The sequence below is a fragment of the Lelliottia wanjuensis genome, assembly GCF_030238365.1.
Taxonomy (GTDB): Bacteria; Pseudomonadota; Gammaproteobacteria; order Enterobacterales; family Enterobacteriaceae; genus Enterobacter; species Enterobacter wanjuensis.
Map to the genome: position 1 here is coordinate 70,303 of NZ_JASSOT010000048.1, position 21,637 is coordinate 91,939.

General features: G+C 61.1%; 24 protein-coding genes. 7 read left to right on the plus strand and 17 right to left on the minus strand.

Annotation, left to right across the window (positions count from 1 at the left end; genetic code table 11):
• Positions 1–179 precede the first annotated feature (179 nt).
• Genes arnB through arnF form a run of 7 tightly spaced genes read left to right on the plus strand, consistent with a single transcriptional unit; the run spans position 180 to position 7,555 of the window.
• Positions 180–1,328, plus strand: coding sequence for a UDP-4-amino-4-deoxy-L-arabinose aminotransferase (gene arnB / locus QQF33_RS04490; RefSeq protein ID WP_285157447.1), 1,149 nt, complete (start codon positions 180–182; stop codon positions 1,326–1,328).
• Positions 1,321–2,304 carry an undecaprenyl-phosphate 4-deoxy-4-formamido-L-arabinose transferase gene (gene arnC, locus QQF33_RS04495; RefSeq protein WP_285146185.1) on the plus strand — a complete coding sequence of 328 codons (984 nt, stop codon included), beginning with the start codon at positions 1,321–1,323 and terminating at the stop codon, positions 2,302–2,304. The genes arnB and arnC overlap by 8 nt, the downstream gene beginning before the upstream one ends.
• Positions 2,301–4,283 carry a bifunctional UDP-4-amino-4-deoxy-L-arabinose formyltransferase/UDP-glucuronic acid oxidase ArnA gene (gene arnA / locus QQF33_RS04500; protein WP_285157448.1) on the plus strand — a complete coding sequence of 661 codons (1,983 nt, stop codon included), beginning with the start codon at positions 2,301–2,303 and terminating at the stop codon, positions 4,281–4,283. The genes arnC and arnA overlap by 4 nt, the downstream gene beginning before the upstream one ends.
• The gene (arnD, locus tag QQF33_RS04505; protein WP_285157449.1) at positions 4,280–5,182 is read left to right on the plus strand and encodes a 4-deoxy-4-formamido-L-arabinose-phosphoundecaprenol deformylase; all 903 of its coding nucleotides are present in this window, start codon (positions 4,280–4,282) and stop codon (positions 5,180–5,182) included. The genes arnA and arnD overlap by 4 nt, the downstream gene beginning before the upstream one ends.
• Entirely contained in the window at positions 5,179–6,834 is a 1,656-nt protein-coding gene (gene arnT / locus QQF33_RS04510; protein WP_282493598.1) for a lipid IV(A) 4-amino-4-deoxy-L-arabinosyltransferase, read from the plus strand. Before arnD ends, arnT begins: the two co-directional genes overlap by 4 nt.
• The gene (gene arnE / locus QQF33_RS04515) at positions 6,831–7,169 is read left to right on the plus strand and encodes a 4-amino-4-deoxy-L-arabinose-phosphoundecaprenol flippase subunit ArnE (RefSeq protein WP_285155425.1); all 339 of its coding nucleotides are present in this window, start codon (positions 6,831–6,833) and stop codon (positions 7,167–7,169) included. The genes arnT and arnE overlap by 4 nt, the downstream gene beginning before the upstream one ends.
• Positions 7,166–7,555, plus strand: coding sequence for a 4-amino-4-deoxy-L-arabinose-phosphoundecaprenol flippase subunit ArnF (gene arnF, locus QQF33_RS04520; RefSeq protein ID WP_285157450.1), 390 nt, complete (start codon positions 7,166–7,168; stop codon positions 7,553–7,555). The genes arnE and arnF overlap by 4 nt, the downstream gene beginning before the upstream one ends.
• Here arnF and acpT read toward each other — a convergent pair.
• The 17 genes from acpT to QQF33_RS04605 are packed head-to-tail and all read right to left on the minus strand — an operon-like array spanning position 7,503 to position 21,624.
• Positions 7,503–8,120, minus strand: a complete 618-nt coding sequence (acpT, locus tag QQF33_RS04525; RefSeq protein WP_285157451.1) for a 4'-phosphopantetheinyl transferase AcpT — start codon at positions 8,118–8,120, stop codon at positions 7,503–7,505. The genes arnF and acpT overlap by 53 nt on opposite strands.
• 2 nt (positions 8,121–8,122) lie before the next feature.
• Positions 8,123–9,352 (minus strand): beta-ketoacyl-ACP synthase, encoded by a 1,230-nt coding sequence (locus QQF33_RS04530; RefSeq protein WP_282493594.1) that lies wholly within the window; start codon positions 9,350–9,352, stop codon positions 8,123–8,125.
• Entirely contained in the window at positions 9,349–10,080 is a 732-nt protein-coding gene (locus tag QQF33_RS04535; RefSeq protein WP_285157452.1) for a 3-ketoacyl-ACP reductase FabG2, read from the minus strand. Before QQF33_RS04535 ends, QQF33_RS04530 begins: the two co-directional genes overlap by 4 nt.
• The gene (locus tag QQF33_RS04540) at positions 10,077–10,550 is read right to left on the minus strand and encodes an ApeP family dehydratase (RefSeq protein ID WP_285157453.1); all 474 of its coding nucleotides are present in this window, start codon (positions 10,548–10,550) and stop codon (positions 10,077–10,079) included. Before QQF33_RS04540 ends, QQF33_RS04535 begins: the two co-directional genes overlap by 4 nt.
• A complete protein-coding gene (locus QQF33_RS04545; RefSeq protein ID WP_285157454.1) occupies positions 10,547–11,716 on the minus strand; it encodes a beta-ketoacyl-[acyl-carrier-protein] synthase family protein in 1,170 nt (389 codons plus the stop codon). The genes QQF33_RS04540 and QQF33_RS04545 overlap by 4 nt, the downstream gene beginning before the upstream one ends.
• 1 nt (position 11,717) lies before the next feature.
• A complete protein-coding gene (locus tag QQF33_RS04550; RefSeq protein WP_390888459.1) occupies positions 11,718–12,299 on the minus strand; it encodes a DUF3261 domain-containing protein in 582 nt (193 codons plus the stop codon).
• Positions 12,299–14,620 carry an MMPL family transporter gene (locus QQF33_RS04555; protein WP_285157456.1) on the minus strand — a complete coding sequence of 774 codons (2,322 nt, stop codon included), beginning with the start codon at positions 14,618–14,620 and terminating at the stop codon, positions 12,299–12,301. Before QQF33_RS04555 ends, QQF33_RS04550 begins: the two co-directional genes overlap by 1 nt.
• Positions 14,589–15,194 carry an outer membrane lipoprotein carrier protein LolA gene (locus tag QQF33_RS04560; RefSeq protein WP_285157457.1) on the minus strand — a complete coding sequence of 202 codons (606 nt, stop codon included), beginning with the start codon at positions 15,192–15,194 and terminating at the stop codon, positions 14,589–14,591. The genes QQF33_RS04555 and QQF33_RS04560 overlap by 32 nt, the downstream gene beginning before the upstream one ends.
• Complete coding sequence (locus tag QQF33_RS04565; RefSeq protein WP_285157458.1) at positions 15,191–15,613, minus strand: acyl-CoA thioesterase; 423 nt, start codon at positions 15,611–15,613, stop codon at positions 15,191–15,193. The genes QQF33_RS04560 and QQF33_RS04565 overlap by 4 nt, the downstream gene beginning before the upstream one ends.
• A gap of 3 nt (positions 15,614–15,616) precedes the next feature.
• Complete coding sequence (locus QQF33_RS04570; protein WP_285157459.1) at positions 15,617–17,308, minus strand: glycosyltransferase family 2 protein; 1,692 nt, start codon at positions 17,306–17,308, stop codon at positions 15,617–15,619.
• Positions 17,299–17,652 (minus strand): ApeI family dehydratase, encoded by a 354-nt coding sequence (locus QQF33_RS04575; protein WP_285157460.1) that lies wholly within the window; start codon positions 17,650–17,652, stop codon positions 17,299–17,301. Before QQF33_RS04575 ends, QQF33_RS04570 begins: the two co-directional genes overlap by 10 nt.
• On the minus strand, positions 17,639–19,000 hold the full coding sequence (locus QQF33_RS04580) for a class I adenylate-forming enzyme family protein (protein ID WP_285157461.1): 1,362 nt from the start codon (positions 18,998–19,000) through the stop codon (positions 17,639–17,641). Before QQF33_RS04580 ends, QQF33_RS04575 begins: the two co-directional genes overlap by 14 nt.
• On the minus strand, positions 18,993–19,580 hold the full coding sequence (locus tag QQF33_RS04585; protein WP_282493583.1) for a COG4648 family protein: 588 nt from the start codon (positions 19,578–19,580) through the stop codon (positions 18,993–18,995). Before QQF33_RS04585 ends, QQF33_RS04580 begins: the two co-directional genes overlap by 8 nt.
• Positions 19,581–19,586: 6 nt before the next feature.
• Positions 19,587–19,838 carry an acyl carrier protein gene (locus tag QQF33_RS04590; RefSeq protein WP_100780796.1) on the minus strand — a complete coding sequence of 84 codons (252 nt, stop codon included), beginning with the start codon at positions 19,836–19,838 and terminating at the stop codon, positions 19,587–19,589.
• Between the two features lie 13 nt (positions 19,839–19,851).
• Complete coding sequence (locus tag QQF33_RS04595; RefSeq protein ID WP_095283784.1) at positions 19,852–20,109, minus strand: phosphopantetheine-binding protein; 258 nt, start codon at positions 20,107–20,109, stop codon at positions 19,852–19,854.
• Positions 20,090–20,905, minus strand: coding sequence for a lysophospholipid acyltransferase family protein (locus tag QQF33_RS04600; RefSeq protein ID WP_282493582.1), 816 nt, complete (start codon positions 20,903–20,905; stop codon positions 20,090–20,092). The genes QQF33_RS04595 and QQF33_RS04600 overlap by 20 nt, the downstream gene beginning before the upstream one ends.
• Positions 20,902–21,624 carry a beta-ketoacyl synthase chain length factor gene (locus QQF33_RS04605; RefSeq protein ID WP_285157462.1) on the minus strand — a complete coding sequence of 241 codons (723 nt, stop codon included), beginning with the start codon at positions 21,622–21,624 and terminating at the stop codon, positions 20,902–20,904. The genes QQF33_RS04600 and QQF33_RS04605 overlap by 4 nt, the downstream gene beginning before the upstream one ends.
• Between the last annotated feature and the right edge of the window lie 13 nt (positions 21,625–21,637).

The following is a 21,637-nucleotide window of genomic DNA, read 5'->3' on the forward strand; positions in this document are numbered from 1 at the left end:
AGCTCTCCGTCTCTTAATTCTTTCCTAAGAAAAGAAGATTACTTTGGCGTTATTGAGGCATTGTTGACATTAATGACGCTATGACTAGATTTTATTTCGTCTTTATTTAAAAAGCATCCCGCACTATTCGGTGAACTGCCGTGACGATCGTTAAGAATAATATCGCAAGGAAATTAATAATGAGTGATTTTCTGCCTTTTTCACGCCCGTCGATGGGCGCGGAAGAAATTGCCGCTCTGCAGGACGTTCTGGCGTCTGGCTGGATCACCACCGGGCCGAAGAATCAGGCGCTGGAAGAGGCATTCTGTACCCTCACGGGAAACCGCCACGCGATTGCCGTCAGTTCAGCCACGGGCGGAATGCACGTCACCCTGATGGCGCTGGGCATCGGACCAGGGGATGAAGTGATCACCCCGTCCCTGACCTGGGTGTCGACGCTGAATATGATCGTGCTGCTGGGTGCCACGCCGGTGATGATCGACGTCGATCGCGATAACCTGATGGTCACGCCGGAGGCTGTCGAAGCGGCGATCACACCGCGCACCAAAGCCATTATCCCGGTGCATTACGCCGGGGCGCCGGTGGATATCGACGCCATTCGCGCCATCGCTGAACGCCACGGTATTCCGGTTGTCGAAGACGCCGCCCACGCCGCCGGGACGTACTACAAAGGCCGTCACGTCGGCTGGCAGGGAACGGCGATTTTCTCTTTCCACGCCATCAAAAACATGACCTGCGCAGAAGGCGGGCTCGTGGTGACGGATGACGAACAGCTGGCGCAGCGCATTCGCAGCCTCAAATTCCACGGTCTCGGCGTGGATGCATTCGACCGCCAGACGCTCGGTCGCGCGCCGCAGGCCGAAGTGATCTCCCCCGGTTTTAAGTACAACCTCGCCGATATCAACGCCGCGCTGGCCCTGGTGCAGCTCGGCAAGCTGGGCAATGCCAACCGCCGCCGCGCGGAGATTGCCAGCCGCTATCTGCTGGAGCTTGCCGACACGCCGTTCAAGCCCCTGAGCGTACCCGCCTGGCCGCATCTGCATGCCTGGCATCTGTTCATCATTCGCGTGGACGAAGCGGCGTGCGGCATCACCCGCGACGCGCTGATGGAAGCCCTGAAAGCCCAGGGTATCGGCACTGGCCTGCATTTCCGCGCGGCCCACACGCAAAAATATTACCGCGAGCGGTTCCCGGAGGTGTCCTTGCCGAACACCGAATGGAACAGCGCACGCATCTGTTCACTCCCTCTTTTCCCGGATATGACTCATGACGACACAACCCGCGTCATTACCGCGCTCCATCAGCTTGCAGGACATGGACATGTTTAGTCTGCCGCCTGTGAAAAAAGTCTCGGTGGTGATCCCGGTTTATAACGAGCAGGAGAGCCTGCCGGAGCTGATTCGCCGCACTACCGCCGCCTGTGACACCATGGGCAAGGAGTATGAAATCCTGCTGGTGGACGACGGCAGCAGCGACGACTCCGCGATGATGCTCACCGAAGCCGCTGAGCTCGACGGCAGCCACATCGTCGCCGTGCTGCTGAACCGCAACTACGGGCAGCACTCGGCAATCATGGCCGGGTTCAGCCACGTGACGGGCGATCTGATCATCACCCTCGACGCCGATCTGCAGAACCCGCCGGAGGAGATCCCGCGCCTGGTCGCGACCGCCGACGAAGGTTATGACGTGGTCGGCACCGTACGCCAGAACCGCCAGGACAGCGTGTTCCGCAAGCTGGCCTCGCGCACCATCAACCGCCTGATCCAGCGCACCACCGGCAAGGCGATGGGCGATTACGGCTGCATGCTGCGCGCCTACCGTCGCCACATCGTTGACGCGATGCTGCACTGCCACGAACGCAGCACCTTCATTCCGATTCTCGCCAATACCTTTGCGCGTAAGGCCACGGAGATCCCGGTGCTGCACGCCGAGCGCGAGCACGGGGAATCGAAATACAGCTTTATGCGCCTGATCAATCTGATGTACGACCTGATCACCTGCCTGACCACCACGCCGCTGCGTCTGCTCAGCGTCTTCGGCAGCATCATTGCCCTGATGGGCTTTGCGCTCTCTGTGCTGCTGGTGGTCCTGCGTCTGGCCTATGGCCCGCAGTGGGCGGCGGAAGGGGTCTTTATGCTCTTCGCCGTGCTGTTCATGTTTATCGGCGCCCAGTTTGTCGGCATGGGGTTACTCGGTGAGTACATCGGCCGTATCTACAACGATGTCCGCGCACGTCCGCGCTACTTTATTCAACGTGTTGTCCGTCAGGAACACAAATCCTCTCAGGAAGGAAATCACCCATGAAAGCCGTTGTTTTTGCCTATCACGATATGGGATGTACGGGCACGTTAGCCCTTCTGGAAGCGGGTTATGACATCGCCGCTATTTTCACTCACCCGGATACCGCGGGCGAGAACCACTTCTTTAGCTCCGTGGCGCGTATCGCCGCTGAGCGTGAAATCCCGGTGTACGCACCCGATGACGTGAACCATCCGCTGTGGGTGGACCGCATCCAGAAACTCGCGCCCGATGTGATTTTCTCGTTCTACTACCGCAACCTGCTGTGCGATGAGATCCTCAGCGCTGCAAACGCCGGGGCGTACAACCTTCACGGTTCCCTGCTGCCGAAATATCGTGGTCGCGCGCCGCTGAACTGGGTGCTGGTGAACGGCGAAACGGAAACGGGCGTGACGCTGCACCGGATGGTGAAAAGCGCGGATGCCGGGGCGATTGCCGCCCAGCAGCGGGTCGGTATTGAAGCGGATGACACCGCCCTGACCCTGCATCATAAGCTGTGTGCCGCGGCACAGACATTACTGCGCGACGCCCTGCCAGCCCTGCGTGAGGGCACGATTAAAGAGACCGAACAGAATCACAGCGAAGCCACCTGTTTTGGCCGTCGCACCCCGGAAGACGGGCGTCTCGACTGGACCAGACCGGCGGCACAACTCCACAACCTGGTGCGCGCGGTGACCGATCCGTGGCCGGGTGCGGTGGCTTACGTCGGGGCGAGTAAATTTATCGTCTGGAAATCCCGCGTGCGCGCCGACATTCCGGCGGCGAAACCGGGCACCGTCATTTCCGCTTCCCCGCTGGTGATCGCCTGCGGCGAACAGGCGCTGGAGATTGTCACCGGACAGACGGAAAACGGCGTCTATATGCCGGGCACACAGCTGGCGCAGTCCTTAGGCCTGGTGAACGGCGCACTGGTGACCAGCGCCCCGTTTGTGGCCCTGAAACGCCGCACCCGCGTGCTGATCCTCGGCGTGAACGGTTTTATTGGTAACCACCTGACCGAACGTTTGCTGAAAGACGACAACTACGAAATCTATGGTCTCGATATTGGTTCGGATGCGATCAGCCGTTTCCTCGACTGCCCGCGCTTCCATTTCGTGGAAGGGGATATCAGCATCCACTCCGAGTGGATCGAATACCACATCAAGAAATGCGACGTGGTGCTGCCGCTGGTGGCCATCGCCACGCCGATCGAATACACCCGTAACCCGCTGCGCGTTTTCGAGCTCGATTTTGAAGAGAACCTGAAAATCATCCGCGACTGCGTGAAGTACAACAAGCGCATCATCTTCCCGTCCACCTCGGAGGTGTACGGCATGTGCACCGACAAAGTGTTCGACGAAGACACCTCGAACCTGGTCGTCGGGCCGATCAACAAACAGCGCTGGATTTACTCCGTATCGAAACAGCTGCTGGACCGCGTGATCTGGGCCTACGGCGAAAAAGAGAATCTGCGCTTCACCCTGTTCCGTCCATTTAACTGGATGGGGCCGCGCCTCGATAACCTGAACGCGGCGCGCATTGGCAGCTCGCGTGCCATCACCCAGCTGATCCTCAATCTGGTGGAAGGCTCGCCGATCAAGCTGATCGAAGGCGGCAAACAGAAACGCTGCTTCACCGATATCAGCGATGGCATCGAAGCCCTGTTCCGCATCATCGAGAACAAAGACGGGCGCTGCGACGGGGAGATCATCAACATCGGCAACCCGGAGAACGAAGCGAGCATCCGCGAGCTGGCCGAAATGCTGCTTGAAAGCTTCGAGCGCCATCCGCTGCGCGACCGCTTCCCGCCGTTCGCCGGTTTCCGCGAAGTGGAAAGCAGCAGCTATTATGGCAAAGGGTATCAGGACGTTGAGCACCGCAAACCGAGCATTCGCAATGCGAAACGCTGCCTGAACTGGACGCCGACGGTGGATATGGTCCAGACCATCGACGAAACGCTCGATTTCTTCCTGCGCACCGTGGAGCTGACGGAACAGGCATCATGAAAAAAGTCGGTTTACGCATTGATGTCGATACCTTTCGTGGCACCCGCGACGGCGTGCCGCGCCTGCTGGAACTGCTGAGCGAGCACCAGGTGCGCGCCAGCTTTTTCTTCAGCGTCGGGCCTGACAACATGGGGCGCCACCTGTGGCGCCTGTTTAAACCGACCTTTCTGATGAAAATGCTGCGCTCGCGCGCGGCCTCCCTCTACGGCTGGGATATTCTGCTGGCAGGCACCGCCTGGCCCGGAAAACGCATCGGGGCGGGCAACGAAGAGGTGATCCGCGCCGCGGCCCTGAGCCATGAAGTCGGGCTGCACGCCTGGGATCATCACGCCTGGCAGGCCTGGAGCGGGGTGTGGAAAATCCCCCGTCTGACCCGTGAAGTCGAACGCGGTCTGATGGAGCTGGAGGCGATCCTCGGCAAGCCGGTCCACTGCTCGGCGGTGGCGGGCTGGCGCGCGGATCAGCGCGTCGTTCGCGCCAAAGAGCCGTTTAAGTTTCGCTATAACAGCGACTGTCGCGGCAGTGGGCCATTTCTGCCACAGCTCGGCGAATCGCGGTTCGGTACCGTGCAAATCCCGGTCACGCTCCCGACCTGGGATGAAGTGGTCGGGCGAGAAGTGACGGCGGAGAATTTTAACCGCTATATTCTCGACTGCATTCACCGCGATACCGGCACGCCGGTCTACACCATTCACGCCGAAGTGGAGGGGATTGCGTATCAGCAGGACTTCGCCGCGCTGCTGCAACTGGCCGCGCAGGAAGGCATTCAGTTTTGCCCGTTAAGCGAGCTGTTGCCTGACGACCTCAGTACCTTACCCGTCGGCAAAATTGTTCGTGATGAAATGGCTGGCCGTGAAGGCTGGCTTGGCTATCAACAAACCGTGAGCCCAGCTCCATGAAATCTGCGCGTTTTGGTGTCGCTCTTTTCGTTCTGTTTGCGCTTTACTATCTGCTGCCCGTCGATATCCGCCTGCTCTGGCAGCCGGATGAAACGCGCTATGCGGAGATCAGTCGGGAAATGCTGGCTACAGGAAACTGGGTGGTGCCGCATTTCCTTGGGTTGAGATATTTTGAAAAACCGATTGCCGGGTACTGGATTAACAGTCTCGGCCAGATGCTGTTTGGCGACTCGAACTTTGCCGTGCGCGCCGGGGCGATTTTCTCCACCGGGCTGACCGCGCTGCTGGTTATCTGGCTCGCCTGGCAGATCTGGCGCGATAAGCGCGTGGCGCTGACCTCGGGCGTGATCTTCCTGACGTTGCTGCTGGTCTACGGCGTCGGCACTTACGCCGTGCTCGACCCGATGATCACCCTCTGGCTGGTCGCCGCGATGTGCAGCTTCTGGATTGCGGCGCAGGCGAACACCCGCGCGGGCAAAATCGGCGGCTACCTGCTGCTGGGGCTGGCCTGCGGCATGGGCGTCATGACCAAAGGCTTTCTGGCGCTGGCGGTGCCGGTCGTTGCGGTACTGCCGTGGGTGATCGTGCAGAAACGCTGGAAAGAGGTGCTGTTGTACGGCTGGCTGGCGGTGCTGAGCTGCGTGCTGATCGTCCTGCCGTGGGCGCTGGCGATTGCCCATCGCGAGCCGGATTTCTGGCGCTACTTCTTCTGGGTCGAGCATGTCCAGCGCTTTGCCAGCAGCGATGCCCAGCACAAAGCCCCGTTCTGGTACTACATTCCGTTCCTGATGGCGGGAAGTTTACCCTGGCTGGCGCTGCTGCCTGGCGCACTGCGCCTCGGCTGGCGCGATGTGAAAGAGGCGCGCGGCGGGTTCTACTTGCTAGGCTGGGTGGTGATGCCGCTGCTGTTTTTCAGCATCGCGAAAGGCAAACTGCCGACCTACATTCTGCCGTGCTTCGCCCCCCTGGCGATGCTGATGGCGCGCTACGCCTGTGGGCTTATCGGAAACGGCGTGAAAGTCCTGCGGGTCAACGCGATCATCAACCTGGCGTTTGGCGTGCTGGGCGTCGTCGCGGCGCTTGTCGTCTCGCCGTGGGGACCGACCAAACATCCGGTCTGGACCTCCGTCGAGCTGTACAAAGTCTTCTGCGCGGTGGTGGCGTTTCTGGTCTGGGCGCTGGTCGGCTGGTGGACATTACGCCGGGCGCAGCAGCGCTGGTGGCTGGCGGCGCTCTGTCCGCTGGGGCTGGGTCTGCTGCTTGGGTTCGCCGTGCCGAATCGGGTGGTGGATTCCAAACAGCCGCAGTCGCTGGTGGATACCGTGCGACAGCCCCTGACGGAGAGCCGCTTCGTGCTGGCGAACAACGTCGGGGTTGCCTCCGGGCTGGCGTGGGATCTGAAACGCAGCGATATCATCATGTTTGGTCAGAGCGGCGAGCTGAAATACGGCCTGGATTATCCGGATGTGCAAGGGCGTTACGTGGGCAGAGACGAGTTCCGCAGCTGGCTGGCGGAGCATCGCGCGCAGGGGAAAATCTCGCTGGTAATTTTGCTGTCGAAAAACGATGACCTCGCGCGCGCCGATCTGCCGAAACCCGACAGTCTCTACATTCAGGGACGTCTGGCCTACCTGCAGTATCTCCCGCAATGACGGTCTGGATCTGGCTGGGACTGGCAAGCCTGCTGAGCTGCGCGGGCCAGCTGTGCCAGAAACAGGCCACGCGCCCGGCAAAAAACGGCGGGCGCGGCAGGCATATCATCTTTTGGCTCGGCCTGGCGCTGCTGGCGCTGGGCCTCGGCATGGTGCTGTGGCTGATGGTGCTCCAGCGCGTGCCGGTGGGGATTGCTTATCCGATGCTGAGCCTGAATTTTGTCTGGGTGACGCTGGCGGCAAAAGCGTTCTGGCGCGAGAAGGTCGCGCTTCATCACTGGCTGGGCGTGGGGCTGATCATGGCCGGTATTGTGCTCCTGGGAGGTAGCCTGTGAAAGGGACATTCTGGGCGCTGTGCAGCGTGGTGCTGGTGAGCGGGGCGCAACTCCTGCTGCGCTCGGCGATGGTCTCTTTGCCGCCGGTCGCTGAGCCGTTCACGTTGCTTAGCGCGTTGCTACACTTCGCCCCCGGCACCGGCATATTGCTGCTGGGACTGAGCGGGTATATCGCCTCGATGGGCTGCTGGTATCTGGCGCTGCACCGCATGGCGCTGAGCCAGGCCTATGCGTTGCTCAGCCTGAGTTACATTCTGGTGTGGATTGCCGCTATCGTGCTACCCGGCTGGAATGAATCTTTTTCCTGGGCCGGGCTGGCGGGCGTCGGTTTGATTATCGCTGGGGTGCTGGTGATTTTTCGGCCAGCGGTTCAAAAGGCGAAATAGACTCAGCGGTCAGACTAAAAGGCGTTGGTGTACAGACCGCCAGACTCAGAGAGCCGAACTGAAGCTGGCTCACGGAGTGCGGCTGCTTTGCCGCACTGTCGATGCTGACAATCTGCCAGGCACTGCCGCCGCGCTGTTTGACGATGGCCTCTTTGCGCGTCCAGATGCGCCAGAATGCCGACAGTTTTTCCGCCGGTGGCTCACGCTCCAGCTCATCATGCTCGGCCACGCTAAACACGGCGTTGGCCAGCGCCTGCCAGTTATCGCGCGGGCGGATCACTTCGATATCGCAACCCACTTCGCCTTCATCGCTCAGCAGCAGCGCAATATCATCCCCGCTATGGCTCAGGTTGAACCACAGGGGACGGTCGTCCACAAACGCGGGTTTCCCCTGTTCACCAAAGACGATTTCCGGCAGCGGCGCGGGGGATAACACGCGGGTGAGCAGCGTCCGTCCCGCCAGCCAGCGGGCACGTCGGGCGCCCGGCGGCGCCATATCTGCCAGCGCTGAAGCATAAGGATCAGCGTTAAGAGTCGAAATTTTTCCCAGTACAAACTGGTACATAGTTACGCCCAGCGTTTGATGATTATCGAGGTGTTTATGCCGCCAAACGCGAAGTTATTGCTTTGCAGGTATTCGCAATCAATCCGGCGGGCTTCCCCCATAATATAATCTAAAGCGCCACATTGCTCGTCGGGTTGTCTTAAATTCAGCGTTGGAGCGAACCAGCCTTCGCGCATCATCTGCAAACTCATCCAGGCTTCCAGCGCTCCGCAGGCCCCTAACGTGTGGCCAAAATAACTTTTTAACGACGAAATCGGCACGCTCTCGCCGTAAATGGCCGCTGTGGCCAGGCTTTCGGCGATATCACCGCGGTCCGTTGCCGTGCCGTGCGCCGAGATATAACCCATATCCGAGGCGCTCAGCCCCGCCATTTTCAGCGACTGCTCCATGCAAATCTGCATCGTTTCGCGCTGCGGCTGGGTGATGTGCGCGGCGTCGCAGTTGGTGGCGAAGCCGACGATTTCGCCGTAGATGGTCGCCCCGCGCGCTTTGGCGTGCTCCAGCTCTTCCAGAATCAGCGTGCCCGCACCTTCGCCAATCACCAGCCCATCGCGCTGGGTATCGAAGGGGGACGGTGTGGTTTTCGGCGCATCGTTGCGCTGGCTGGTGGCAAACAGGGTATCAAACACCGCTGCTTCGGACGGACACAGCTCTTCCGCGCCGCCTGCCACCATCACGGTCTGATAGCCGTGGCGAATCGCTTCCCATGCATAGCCAATCGCCTGGCTGCCGGAGGTACAGGCGCTGGAGGTGGGGATCACCCGTCCGCGCAGGCCGAAGAACAGGCCGGTGTTCACCGCCGTGGTGTGCGGCATCATCTGCACGTAGGTCGTGCCGGTGATGTTGTTGGTGTGCTTTTCCGTCAGCATGGTGGCAAATTCGCTCACCGGGCCGGTGCTGCCGGTGGAGGAGCCGTAGGCGATCCCGGTTTCGCCGTTGGTCAGCACCGCTTCGCCGATCAGCCCGGCCTGCTCCAGCGCTTTTTCGGTGGCGCGCGTCGACATCAGCGACACGCGGCCCATCGCGCGGATACGCTTGCGGGTGTAGTGCTCCGGCAGAGTGAAATCGTCAATCGGTGCGCCGAGCAGGGTGTGCAGGCCGTCGTAAATCTGCCACTCCGGCATTTTACGCACCGCGTTAACGCCCGCCTGAAGCCCCGCCGAAACCGACTGCCAGTCCTCGCCAAAGGCGGTGACGCCGCCCATGCCTGTAATAACCACGCGACGTGTCATAGCATTCCTCCATTAATGGAAATGACCTGGCGGGTGACGTAGCCCGCAATATCTGACATCAGGTAACTGGCAAGACCAGCCACTTCATCGGCCTGGCCCATACGTTTCATTGGGATGATGGACATCGCCTCTTTCAGCGCCGCCTCTTCCATTTCGATCATCCCGGTGTCGATTAACCCCGGAGCAATGCAGTTGACGGTGATTTTGCGCTTCGCCAGTTCAATCGCCAGCGCTTTGGTCGCGCCAATGATCCCGGCTTTGGCGGCGCTGTAGTTCACCTGCCCACGGTTGCCCATCACGCCCGATACGGACGATAGAGTGATAATCCGCCCACCTTTGCGCAGGCCAATCATCGGCATGACGCACGGGTGGATGACGTTGTAAAAACTGTCGAGATTGGTGTGGATCACGCTGTCCCAGTCATCTTCGCTGAGGGCCGGAAACGCGCCGTCGCGGGTGATGCCCGCGTTGCTGACCAGGCCATACCATGCGCCGTGGGTCTCGATATCCTGCTCCAGCACCTCGCGGCACTGCTCGCGATTGCCGACGTCAAAAGAGAGCAAACGGCCCTGACCGCCCGCCTGCTGGATGGCCTCCAGCGTCTGCTGCGCGCCGTCGGCATCGCGGTGATAATGCACGCCCACGGTAAAGCCGTCAGCGGCGAGCTGGCGGGCGATAGCGCGTCCGATGCCTTTGCTGGCTCCGGTGACCAGAACGGAACGATTCATGTGGAAGATCCCTGATTAAAAAGCGAAGTTAGCTCTTCCGCGCTCGGCTGGAAGGTATTCACGCGGCCTGTCGCCAGCGTTGCGCCGTTTGCGGCGATCGCGCACTCGAAGCTGCCGAAACGTTCGTCCTGCATCAGCAGTTTGACGGTTACGGTCAGGGTAGAGTCTGCCGCAAAGCGCCCCTCGGCGCACACCAGTTCGCGCGCGCCCAGCACCATCCCGAGCGCAATGCTGCTTTGCCCCTGCTGGTGGCGATGCCAGCCGGACCAGACGCCGACGGTCTGCGCCATCAGCTCAAGGGCGTACCAGCCGGGCAAATCGCCATCGGCATTGAGAAATGGCGCCAGAACGCTTTGGCTGCTGACGCGCACGCGGCACACGGCGCTCTCGTCCGTGACGCTTTCCACCGTTTCCAGCAGCAGCATTGGCGCATCGTGGGGCAAATAGTCCACGGGGGATAAATAACTCATGACACTCTCCCCAGCAAAATGCTGGCATTGTTGCCACCAAACGCGAACGAGTTGGACAAAATAACCGGTTTTTCCAGCGCTGCGGGCTGATGCAATACGCCGCAGGAGGGCAGCGCCGGATCGGGCGCGTAGCGGGTGAAATCCTGCGCGGGCAGCGGCAGTTTCTGGGTCAGAATCAGCCAGCTGAGAGCGGCTTCCGTAATGCCCGCCGCGCCCAGCGTATGGCCGGTCAGATGTTTGGTGGAGCTGCACGGCACGGCATCTCCGAAGAGATCGTGGATCACCTGGGACTCAATCTGATCGTTGAGCGGCGTCGCCGTGCCGTGCAGGTTGATATAGCCAATTTCGTCGGGTTTCAGGCCCGCTTCGTTGAGCGCCTGTTGAATCGCGCGAATCGCACCTTCGCCCTGTGGATGGGGCGCAGAAATATGGTACGCATCGCTCGACTCGCCGATGCCCAGCAGGGCGACGGGCTGCGGTTCGCGCGTCAGGATCATCAGCGCTGCGCCTTCCCCGATGGTGATCCCGCGACGGTCGCGGCCAAAGGGTTCGCACAGGGTGGTGGAGAGCGATTCGAGGCTATGGAATCCGTTGACCGGCATCCGGCTCAGAGTATCGGCACCGCCGACGATGGCGATATCCACCATCCCGGCGTCAATCAGACGGCGGCCGCTGATAATCGCTCGCGCGCTCGACGAGCAGGCGGTCGAGAGGGTAAACGCGGGCCCGTCGAGATTCAGCCAGTTGGCGAGAAAACGTGACGGATCGCCCAGCTCCTGCTGCGGGTACTGCCAGCGGGTGCTGGCTTCGCCGTTCAGCGACAGACGGACATGCTCATCGCCCTCGTCCAGCCCCGAGGTGCTGGTGCCGAGCACCACGGCCACGCGATCAAGGCCGACGCGGGCAATCGCCTCGTCGACGGCAGGCTGGATCTGCGCCAGCGCTGCCAGGAGCAGCTGGTTGTTTCGGGTTCGGTGGGCGGCGAGGTGATCCGGGATGGACGGCAGTTCGCCTTCAACGCCGCCGAGCACAATGTCCTCGCCTCCCTGCAGCCAGCCCGCGCGGCTGTGCATGCCCGGCGCGACGCCACGCGACAGGTTCGCGGCAATCTCTTCGGCGCTGTTTCCCAGCGCGTTCACCATGCCCACGGCAGAAATGTAGATCATCTTAGTCACTCAGATATTGAATGGTGATGTGGTAGTTAAAGACATGCTGTTCAATGCTGATCGGCTCGCGTTTGCCTTTGCGCTGCAGATAGACAATCTCGGTTACCAGCTTGCCGCTGGCGTTGCGCAGCTCGCGGCGGTCGCCTTTATCCGTCAGCGTCCAGCCTTTAGGCAATTGCGGCAGCCAGGCGCCGATCGGCCAGTGACTGAGCATCACGTCGGCCAGCACCTGGCTGGCGGGCGGCAACTGCGGCACGATGATCGACTGCTCGGTGTGAATACCGGTTTTGTCATAGGTGGCGAGGAACAGGCGGATCCCGACGGAGGAGAGCCCGGCCAGCGTAATTTTATCCGCATCGGCGTTGAGCATCACCAGCAGAGACTGGGTCTGGCCGTTGAAACTGCCTGTCAGCAGCTGCTGGGAATTCACCGCCGGAGAGATCCCCGGTGCAGGCAGGGTCACTTTGGTACCCGGTTGTAACCAGGCCTGCGGACGGGTGCCATCGCTGTTTTGCGTCGAGTGGCTACAGCCCGTCAGCCACAGGGCGGCCATCAGCGCAAGCGCGCGGCCAAAATGGGTCATCATCGTTTTCTCTCTCGTTTAGCGGGCATCGCCAGCGGAGCCAGCAGGAAGGCGGTGAAAATACCGCTGACCAGCACAATGCCGAAGCTGCTGATCGCCTGGGTGGCGCTAAAGACCAGCATGCCGAGGGTCAGTAACGTGGTCATCATCGCCAGCGTAATCGCCAGCATGGAGGTGAGCGGTGTTCCGCGTGGATTGCTGAAGAACAGGGTGTAGTTAATGCCAATCCCTAAGACCAGCACCAGTGCCAGCAGCGAGAACAGATTCACCGGATGGCCGCTGGCCGCCAACGCCGCCAGACCGCAGCCGAGCGACAGTACCGACGGCACCAGGCTTATCAGCCCTTTACGCCAGCCCAGACGCAGCATCGCCCCGCAGGCGATCACCGCCAGTGCGACCAACAGCAGGCCCGTCAGCACGCCGCGATAGAGCGAGAACAGGCTGTCGAAGCTCGCTTTGCGATCCACCCACACTACGCCCGGATGCGCTGCGGCTAATTGGCTTAGCGCCGCGCTGTTTTTCACGCCGTCGACCGGCACCAGCACGCCGCTTTCGCCGTCGGGCAGCGTCAGCCACAGCAGCCGCCAGCCTTCACTTGCCGGGCTGGCAAGCCAGTCTTCTGTGCTCACGGGCATGGCGTTCAGATCCGGCGTTACGGTCGTCAGCCCCGCGCTTTGCAGGACGTTTGTCACTGCCGGAGCGGCGTTGTGCAGGAGTGCCAGATCGCTTTTCTGCCGCGCCAGCGAGTTTAGCGGGAGGGTGCGGAACGTTTTAATGTCACCGGCCTTTTGCGACGCTGCCAGCGCAGGCGTGAAGGCTTCAAGCCGCTCCAGCGTTTGCTGGGCCGTTGCGCCGTGGACCACGAACCATTTCTGATCGACGCTCTGCCCGGTCAGTGCAGTGATGGTTTTTTCCTGTGCCAGAATATCCTTCGGCAGCGCCTGGAGCTGGGCGATATCGTCATCCACCCGCAGACTGGCGATGCCGACCACGGAGACGACGGCCAGAATCACCGGCAGCCCGACGGAGACCGCCTTGTTACGTCGCCACGCGGCCAGCCAGCGCAGCATCAGCACCATTGCCGGAACCGGACGCACCGGCAAACCGCGGCACAGCCACGGATGCCAGAAGATCACCGTCAGGCACGAAGCGCTCAGCCCCACGGCAGCAAACACCGCCATCTGACGAATGCCGGGGAACGGGGCAAGCATCATGATCAAATAAGCCGCCACGGTGGTCAGCAGCGCCAGCAGCAGGGCGTTACACACTTTGGCCAGGCTTTGCCACGGCGAATCCTGCACGCCGTGGACCATGCGCTCGGTCAGGTAATAGAGCGTGTAGTCGGCGGAAATCCCGATGATGCTCATGCTCATTACCAGCGTCATCAGGTGCAGCTCGCCGAAGATCGTTAGTGTGGCGACGGTCCCGGCCAGCGCGCCGATGCCGATGGAGATCAGGCACAGCAGCAGCGGGCGCAGGGAGCGGAACACCGCCACGATCAGCAAAATCACCCCCAGAATCGTGGCGATGCCGAGGGTGGAGATGTCCTGTTTCGCCTGCTGGCTGGCGTAGTCGCTATAAAATACCGTCCCGCGCGAGAGCAGCTGCGCCTGCGGGAAATGGGTTTTCAGCTGGCTTTCAAGGCCGTGCAGCGTTGTCACCAGACGGTGTGTTTGCTGCATATCGAACGACTCACCGGCCAGCTCGCCGTGCAGCAGATACCAGTAATTTCCGGCCTCGTCTTTGGTCACCAGCCAGCCGTCCATCAGCCGCAGCTTCTGGCTGTTTTGCGCAAGCGAAAGCTGCGAACCGCGCATCAGCATCAGCGGGTCGTTTTGCAGCTCTTTGCCGCTGACGCCGGAGAAGGCCGAATACAGCTGGGACAGGATCCACTGGGCCTGCGCCTCGCCGCCGTTTTGCAGACGGGCGCGGGTCGCGGTGTCGATGAGGCCGTTACGGTGCTGCCAGAAAAATTCGCCCCAGGCTTTCTGGCTGTTGGCATCCATTGGGCCTTTCACCTCATGGAGGGAACCCGATTTTTGCAGCAGAGTTAACCACTCCTGCGCCACGCGCGGGTTCGGCTCTTTGCCAGGGCTGACTAGCCACACCAGCTGACGGTCCAGACGCTGCATAAATCCGTCGTTGAGCGCAGGTGGAATGGCGCCGAGCGTCTGCTTGGGCAGCATCGCCAGCACGCTGCTATTGAGCCGCGCGCCGGGCAACAGCGACAGCAGTACGCCCAGCAGCGCCAGGCATAACAGACCCCACAGCAGCGCCGGGCGCAGACGGTTACGGCGCGGCAAAGCGTTGGCGTTCGTCATGAGTCAGGCTGGCGGGCGTCAGTTGATGATGGGAGAGGGCGATATCCGTGCGGTCGCCCTGTTTGTCGTTGAGCTGAATCGACTCCAGATAGGTCGCGCCCCCCAGATTCATGGTGGCGAAAATCTTGTCCAGCGGCGTGGTGATGGGTGTCAGCACCAGCGACCAACGGCCCGCGCCGAGGTCTTTGAAATCAATGCGGAAGTTCTCCTCCAGCACTTTGCTATCGGCCTGGAACAGGGCGCGCAGCAGGTGGTTAAACTGGAACATCTGCGGATTATTGTCGGCGGTGATGGTTTGCGGCGGTTGGCCGTTGATCGCCTGCACCATGCGTTTGTCGTCCAGCAGCAGGGTCATCGGGAACGGCGCTTTCTGATCCCACAGCAAACCGTCGTCGCGGGCGATTAGCATTTCGCCCTGCGAACGCAGCGGCTGCGGGAGATCTTTGATGGTGCGGGTCTGCTCGAAGTGCGCGCGCACCACGGGCTGCTCGGTAAAGCGCTGCTGGAGTTCATCCAGCGTGACCGCGCCGACCAACGGGCTGACCAGCAGGGCCAGCAGGGGCAACCATTTCATGGCATCACTCCCATACGTTCAAACAAAATTGCCGGGCTGACGAAACACATTTCGCGGCTGCTCTCTTCGACGGCCACCTGGATGGTGTACCCGGTGGTGGTGCGCTTCCCGGTTTCGGTGTCGAAAATCTGGTAGGCGATGCGCAGGCGGTTTTCAAACTCTTCGATCTGCGCCCGCACGCGGATGCGTTGCTCGAATATCACTGCGCTGCGGTACTTCACGCGCGTATCGACCACCGGCCAGACGTAGCCAGACGCCTTCATCTGGCGATAGCCATAGTTAAACTGATTGAGCAGCGCCTCGCGGGCAATCTCAAAGTAGCGGAAATAGTTGCCGTGCCAGACGACGCCCATCATATCCACGTCGTGGAAGGGGACGGTCAGCTCAACTTCGGTCGTAAAACGGGGATCGGTCAGCACCCTTTACTCCTTCTCTTTGGCATCCGGCAGATGCCAGAAATCGAAAAAATTAAACCAGTCGAGCGGCGACATCAGCGCGTAGTGCTCGAGGCGTTGGGCATAGCGATCGATAGCGTGCTGGAGCGCCTGCTGGCGCTCGCCGCGCGGCAGAAGCAGCGGATCGGCAAAGGACTCGCAGTGAATGTGCAGCTTGTCCTGCTGGCGCAGGGCGAAAATCAGCACCACCGGGCAGCGCAAAATCGAGGCGAGGATAAACGGCCCTTGCGGGAACGGGGCGGGCTTGCCGAGAAACTCACTCCAGATCACGCGCCATTCGCCGCCGCGCTGAGGATTGACGGCGATACGATCGCCGACGATCGCCACCCACTCGCCGCGATCGAGCTTCTCTTTCAGGGCGATAGCGGTGTCCGGCCCGATATCGGTGACGGGCATCAGGTTCAGCCCGGCCTGCGGGGCCATCTCCTGCATAATCTGCTTAAAGCGCTGGGCATTGTCGCTAAACACCAGCGCGTTGATGGTCTTGCTGCCTTCGATCTGGGCCAGCGCGCGGCAGGCTTCGACGTCGCCGAGGTGCGAGGCCAGCAGCAGCTTGCCCTGAGGGGCGTCGACGTTGAGCGCCTCAGGAGCGCCCGGCGCGAAAACGACATCCCGGTTCATCTTCAGCTCGCCGCGCCAGCCCGCGACTTTATCCAGCATTGAATAGCCGAAACGCATGAAGTGGAAAAAACTGTTAAAGCGCGGCGGCAGCGGGCGCTGCTGCGTCTTGAGCTCATCAGCCACGCGCGCCAGCCACTGCTGCGACGCCTGTCGCGCCGGGCGGGCGGTGAGCCAGTAAACGCCGATCACCGGCCATAGCAGCAGGCAAAATGCGCGACGTCCGAACAGCTGCCAGACGCGCAGCATCAGGCGCATCCCCCACAGTCCTTTCACTTCCTTCTGCTCAGCCCAGTGCTCACGACGCCGCCGCATCAGAAGCGAAGGGATCCGCGGCAGCATGCCGAAGAACAGGCGGGTGTGCATCAGGGAGATGCGCACGTTGTCTTTCAGGGCGTCGAAATGGGACAGGCCGTCGTGGGGATAGGTCACCCGCGTCGGCACAAAATAGCTGTCGTTGCCCTGCCAGTAGAGGCGGACCATCACTTCCGTATCAAAATCCATCCGCTTGCCGAGCGTAGCGTGTTCCGCCAGTTTCAGCGTCGGTGCGACGGGGTAAACGCGAAACCCGCACATGCTGTCTTTCAGCTGCAGGGAAAGGGTTTCGATCCACACCCAGACGTGGGTGACCCAGCGGCCATACAGGCGCGAGCGGGGGATCGAGTCGTCATAAATCGGCTGGCCGGAGATCAGTGCCTCCGGGTGGCGTTCGGCCAGAGCCAGTAGCTGCGGAATATCTTCGATGGCGTGCTGGCCGTCGGCATCCACCTGCACGGCGTGAGTAAACCCGGCGCGGGCGGAGGCTTGCAGGCCACGGATCACCGCCGTGCCTTTCCCGGCATTTTGGGGCAGGCGGATCAGCGTCACCTGCGGAAATTCAGCTGCCAGGCGTTCCAGCTCCAGTCGGGTGGGCTCGTCGCTGCCGTCATCAACGATCAGACACGGCAGCCCGCACGATCCCAGCCGCGACAGCACGCTCGCCATCATCGCGCCGTGGTTGTAGCAGGGGATCAGCACGCAGGGGCGGAACGTCAGCGACATAACCGAATCTTCCCGCTGCTGGCGGTGTGGCGCTCGTCGCCGTCGTGACGCTGATAGCTAAAGGTGAGGATCTGGCGTTCGGCGTTCCAGCTGAGCGTCAGGGTCACGGTGGTGTCCGGCAGCAGGGGTGCCTGGAACTTCACGTTCTGAATGCTGTGAAAACGGTAGTCGGGGGCCAGCAGCGTAGTGGCGTAGTGCATCACCCAGTCGAGCTGCGCGACGCCCGGCAGCAGCGGCTGCACGGCAAAATGTCCCTGGAACCAGAACAACGCAGGGTCGAGATGCAGGACAATCTCCAGATCCTCTGGCTGCGGCTGGTGGCGCTCGATTTCATGGATTTTCATGAAATAACTCCTGTAACTGCGCATAGACACGCTTGTTCATACTGTTGACGGGCATCTCATCGATAATCCGCCAGTAGCGCGGCACGGCGACGGGCTCAAGCCACGGCAGCAGGGCACGACGCCAGGCAAACTCCTGCGCTTTGTTGCCCTGTTGGTTGAGTCGCTGACGCGCGTCATCGTTCAGAACCAGCAGTACGCCGATCCCCTGACGCCCGCCGCGCGTGACGGGCAGGGCCGCGACTTCGCGAATGCCGTCCAGCTCCAGCAGGCGCTGTTCAATTTCGTTGAGCGATACGCGCTTCTCTTCGATTTTAACCACTCGCCCACGGCGTCCGGCGATGCTGAACATCCCGTTGCTGTCGAAGTGCAGAATATCGTCCAGCGGTAAGCCGTCCGGCTCATGGATCAGCGGAGAAGTCACGTGGCAGATCTCGCCTTCATGACGGAAATGCACGCCGGGGAACGGGAGCCATGGAATCGACTCCTCCTGACGATGTCGCCAGGCCAGAATGCCGGTCTCGGTGCTGCCGTAGATTTCATCCGGCCAGACGTTCATCCAGCGATGCGTGGCGGTCACTTCGTCCCACGGCAGCATGCCACCGGCGGAGAGCAACATCACCACGGGGGGCGGCGCGAGCTGGGTATCGAGCCGCTTCAGAAACGCCGGGCTGCTGATAAACACGTAGCGCCGATCATCGGGCAGCGCCGCCAGCTGTTCGGCGTAATAGAGCATCGCCGCGTGGAGCGGCAATCCTTGCGACATGGGTAAAAAGATGCGGAAAGTCAGGCCGTACAAATGCTGCGGTACTACGGAGGCGACGATACTGCAGCCCGTCAGACGCGTGCCAAAGCGCTCGGCAAGCAGAGTGGCTTCGCGATCGAGCCGGGCGATAGGTTTCACGATACGTCGCGGTGCACCGGTTGAGCCGGAGGTGAACAGCTCGACAAAACTGTCGTCGGCAATCGGCGGCAGCGGGGTGAAGGCGTCACTCGTGCGGCGGGCGGAATTCACCACAATCAGGCGGCCCGGATAGTTCAGGGTTTGATCGCTCAGCACGCCGCTGAACAGCGCGCGCTGTTCTTCAAGCAGCGAGACGCGGCTGTGGCCGGGGATCACCGGCGTCTTGCCTGCATGCAGCGTTGAGAGCAGGGCGACGATAAACAGATAGCTGTTTTCGAAGCACAGCGCCCAGCGCTCGCCTTCCTGCTGGATAAGCATGCTTGTCAGATTGGAGACGTCGTGACGAAGCTGCCCGAGCGTCCAGGTGTGATCCTCAAGCCAGGCGATCGGCGTCTCATCCGGACGCGGCGCATTCAGCCACTGGCTTAGCGGCAGGGGTTTATTCATGTGCTTCACTTTTTTTCATCACCCGTTGACGCACCAGCCACTCCGTCGCCATCAGCGTCCCCATCAGGATGTACGCGATCATGCCGTTCCACAGCGTCCAAAGCTGCATATCACCGTGAATAACGGTGAACAGTGCCACCGAACCATTAACGATGAAAAAGCCGCACCACACGCGGGTCACATTGCGGGTATAGCGAACGCCTTCTGGCGGCAACTGGGGATCGCGCAGGCGCGCCAGACGCTCGACCAGCGGCATCGCCGTCCACAGCGATCCGCCGAACACGGCCAGCATCACCAGATTCACCACCACGGGATAGAGCAGCAGCCACTGGTGCGCTTTCAGCAGGTAGCTCGCTGTGCACAGTGCAATGCCCGCCAGCGCCACGCTTTGCACCACAAAGCGCATCGGCCCGGCGTTATGCCGCGCCTGGCGCAGACGGCAGACCAGCAGCAGCGCCATCAGCGGCAGCAGCCAGTGCAGACTGTTGTGCGTCAGCCCGAAGCCAATCAGAAATGGCCAGGCGAGCAGCATCAGCCCCGTCAGCAGCGGGATGGCCGGAAAAGATCGTCCGCCACGCATGGCGTCTTACTCTTCGCGCAGAAGCTGTTCGACAGCGTCCACCACGTCCTGAACGGTACGCACCGATTTGAAGGTTTCAGGTTTGATTTTTTTACCTGTTTTCTTCTGCAGATGAACAATCATGTCGACGGCGTCGATGCTGTCCAGCTCCAGATCTTCGTACAGGCGCGCCTCGGGGGAGATCGCGTCCGGTTCGATTTCAAACAGTTTGGTCAGGAGCCCGCAGACTTCCTGATAAATGGCGTTTTGTTCTGTCATAGCAAATTCGTTCTCAGGCGCGTTGGGCATGGATAAATGATGCCAGCGTGGCGACGGAATAGAAGTGCTGACGCATCTCTTCGCTTTCCGCGGATAGCACGACGCCATACTGGTTTTTCACGGCCAGGCCAAGCTCCAGCGCGTCGATGGAATCGAGGCCCAGACCATCACCAAACAGCGCCGCATCCGTATCGATATCGTCGGCGGTCAGTTCGTCCAGATTCAGCGTGGAGATAATAAGATTTTTAATTTCAAGATAAAGCGCTTGCATCATTAATTCCTGACAAAGATTGAAGACCTGATGTTAAGCGATGCTGCAGGTGCCGGTTTAGCTGGCGCGCGGCCAGGGCCGGTTCTTGTTCTGTCGCATCGTAAAAATCGTGAATATTGACCCGCTCACGGACGTCGACCGTGAAAAAGGGTTTGCGCGGCGGTACGTCGTACCAGCGGCTTTTTTTATCGAGCAGGTGTTCGCTGCAGTGGATCACCACGACCCGCAGGTCGCTGCCGCAGCGCACGGCGATATTGGCCGCGCCGCGTTGCAGCGTCATGGCCTCCCCGATGCGGGTGCGCGTGCCTTCGGGGAAAATGAGTAAGGTATCGCCCTGCGCCAGACGGCGCTGGCTGGCGGCGAGCAGGGTGTCTGCTTCGCTGTTGATCAGATAATCCGCCGCGCGAATCACGCCGCTGACGAAGGGGTTACGCAGCAGGGCGCTTTTCACCAGGCAGTCCGTTTCCGGCATCACTGAGGCGAGGATCACGTAATCAATCAGCGTGGGATGGTTGGCGATCACCAGACAGCCGCGTTCGCTGCGCAGGGCGTCGAGATTATCAATGCGGTAATCGAGTACGCCCGTCAGGCGCATCACGTTCATGAAGAAACGGAAGCTGGCGGAAATACTGCGGCGCGCCAGGCGGCGGCGTTTGGCGCGATCGCGCTGAACCATCAGCAGCAGGTTGAACCAGACCAGCGACAGCAGCAGACCGCCCACGCCAAACAGCGCGAAGCAGAAGCCGGTCATGACCAGACGCCACACCCGATTCATACTGCTGGCTAACGCGTTCATGCGCGCGACCACTGCCAGAGCAGGCGTTCGCCGGAGACCACAAACTGCGGCTCGTCGCTCAGATAGCGTTGCAGGAACATCAGGCTTTGCGGCAGCGGCGGCTCTTCGCCAGTACTGCCAGAACGGGTTTCGCAGCGCAGCGTATCACCGGCTTCGATAACGACAGCCAGCGCATAGGGCCAGGTCGGCATTTGCGCGGGTAAGTGCGGGTGGTAAAACACCGGCAGCGCCCCGTCGAAATCGACCAGCAGCACGCGGGAATAGCCCGCCTGCAGCAGGCACAGCACTTCGCACAGGCCCTGCTGGAAAGTATCCAGCCCGGCAGAGAGAGAAGAGGAGACAATCGGCTGACGCGCGGCGATGGTGAGATTCCCCACCGCTGAGTTGTGCACGGACATGGCAAAATCGGTGGGTGACACGGCCTGATCCGTCGCCAGGGCATGCAGAATGCGGTAGTTGCGCTCCAGTTCGCCGTGGCGGCTGGTGTAAACCACCGCGTCGATGGCATGCTTTCGCAGCATGGACAGGCCGCAATCGACGGCCAGTTTGCTGCCCGAGTTGAGGCGGCGCGCGGTCATCATCGGCAAATCCGTGAGTTTTGCCTGTGGCGCAGTGGGATCAATGGCGAGCGAATCGCGTGACCACGCCTGCCATTGATCGGCATCACTGAGACCAGGCGCTCTGGCCTGCCAGTCGATAATGTTAAGTGCAAATTTCATCTACGCGCGTCCG

Coding starts and splice junctions, on each gene's coding strand:
- QQF33_RS04570 (WP_285157459.1), bottom strand. CDS start 17,308: ATGTCGCTGACGTTCCGCCCCTGCGTGCTGATCCCCTGCTACAACCAC.
- QQF33_RS04555 (WP_285157456.1), bottom strand. CDS start 14,620: ATGACGAACGCCAACGCTTTGCCGCGCCGTAACCGTCTGCGCCCGGCG.
- arnB (WP_285157447.1), top strand. CDS start 180: ATGAGTGATTTTCTGCCTTTTTCACGCCCGTCGATGGGCGCGGAAGAA.
- arnT (WP_282493598.1), top strand. CDS start 5,179: ATGAAATCTGCGCGTTTTGGTGTCGCTCTTTTCGTTCTGTTTGCGCTT.
- QQF33_RS04560 (WP_285157457.1), bottom strand. CDS start 15,194: ATGAAATGGTTGCCCCTGCTGGCCCTGCTGGTCAGCCCGTTGGTCGGC.
- arnE (WP_285155425.1), top strand. CDS start 6,831: ATGACGGTCTGGATCTGGCTGGGACTGGCAAGCCTGCTGAGCTGCGCG.
- QQF33_RS04550 (WP_390888459.1), bottom strand. CDS start 12,299: ATGACCCATTTTGGCCGCGCGCTTGCGCTGATGGCCGCCCTGTGGCTG.
- QQF33_RS04530 (WP_282493594.1), bottom strand. CDS start 9,352: ATGACACGTCGCGTGGTTATTACAGGCATGGGCGGCGTCACCGCCTTT.
- arnC (WP_285146185.1), top strand. CDS start 1,321: ATGTTTAGTCTGCCGCCTGTGAAAAAAGTCTCGGTGGTGATCCCGGTT.
- QQF33_RS04535 (WP_285157452.1), bottom strand. CDS start 10,080: ATGAATCGTTCCGTTCTGGTCACCGGAGCCAGCAAAGGCATCGGACGC.
- arnD (WP_285157449.1), top strand. CDS start 4,280: ATGAAAAAAGTCGGTTTACGCATTGATGTCGATACCTTTCGTGGCACC.
- arnA (WP_285157448.1), top strand. CDS start 2,301: ATGAAAGCCGTTGTTTTTGCCTATCACGATATGGGATGTACGGGCACG.
- acpT (WP_285157451.1), bottom strand. CDS start 8,120: ATGTACCAGTTTGTACTGGGAAAAATTTCGACTCTTAACGCTGATCCT.
- QQF33_RS04545 (WP_285157454.1), bottom strand. CDS start 11,716: ATGATCTACATTTCTGCCGTGGGCATGGTGAACGCGCTGGGAAACAGC.
- QQF33_RS04595 (WP_095283784.1), bottom strand. CDS start 20,109: ATGCAAGCGCTTTATCTTGAAATTAAAAATCTTATTATCTCCACGCTG.
- QQF33_RS04605 (WP_285157462.1), bottom strand. CDS start 21,624: ATGAAATTTGCACTTAACATTATCGACTGGCAGGCCAGAGCGCCTGGT.
- QQF33_RS04540 (WP_285157453.1), bottom strand. CDS start 10,550: ATGAGTTATTTATCCCCCGTGGACTATTTGCCCCACGATGCGCCAATG.
- QQF33_RS04600 (WP_282493582.1), bottom strand. CDS start 20,905: ATGAACGCGTTAGCCAGCAGTATGAATCGGGTGTGGCGTCTGGTCATG.
- QQF33_RS04575 (WP_285157460.1), bottom strand. CDS start 17,652: ATGAAAATCCATGAAATCGAGCGCCACCAGCCGCAGCCAGAGGATCTG.
- QQF33_RS04580 (WP_285157461.1), bottom strand. CDS start 19,000: ATGAATAAACCCCTGCCGCTAAGCCAGTGGCTGAATGCGCCGCGTCCG.
- QQF33_RS04585 (WP_282493583.1), bottom strand. CDS start 19,580: ATGCGTGGCGGACGATCTTTTCCGGCCATCCCGCTGCTGACGGGGCTG.
- QQF33_RS04590 (WP_100780796.1), bottom strand. CDS start 19,838: ATGACAGAACAAAACGCCATTTATCAGGAAGTCTGCGGGCTCCTGACC.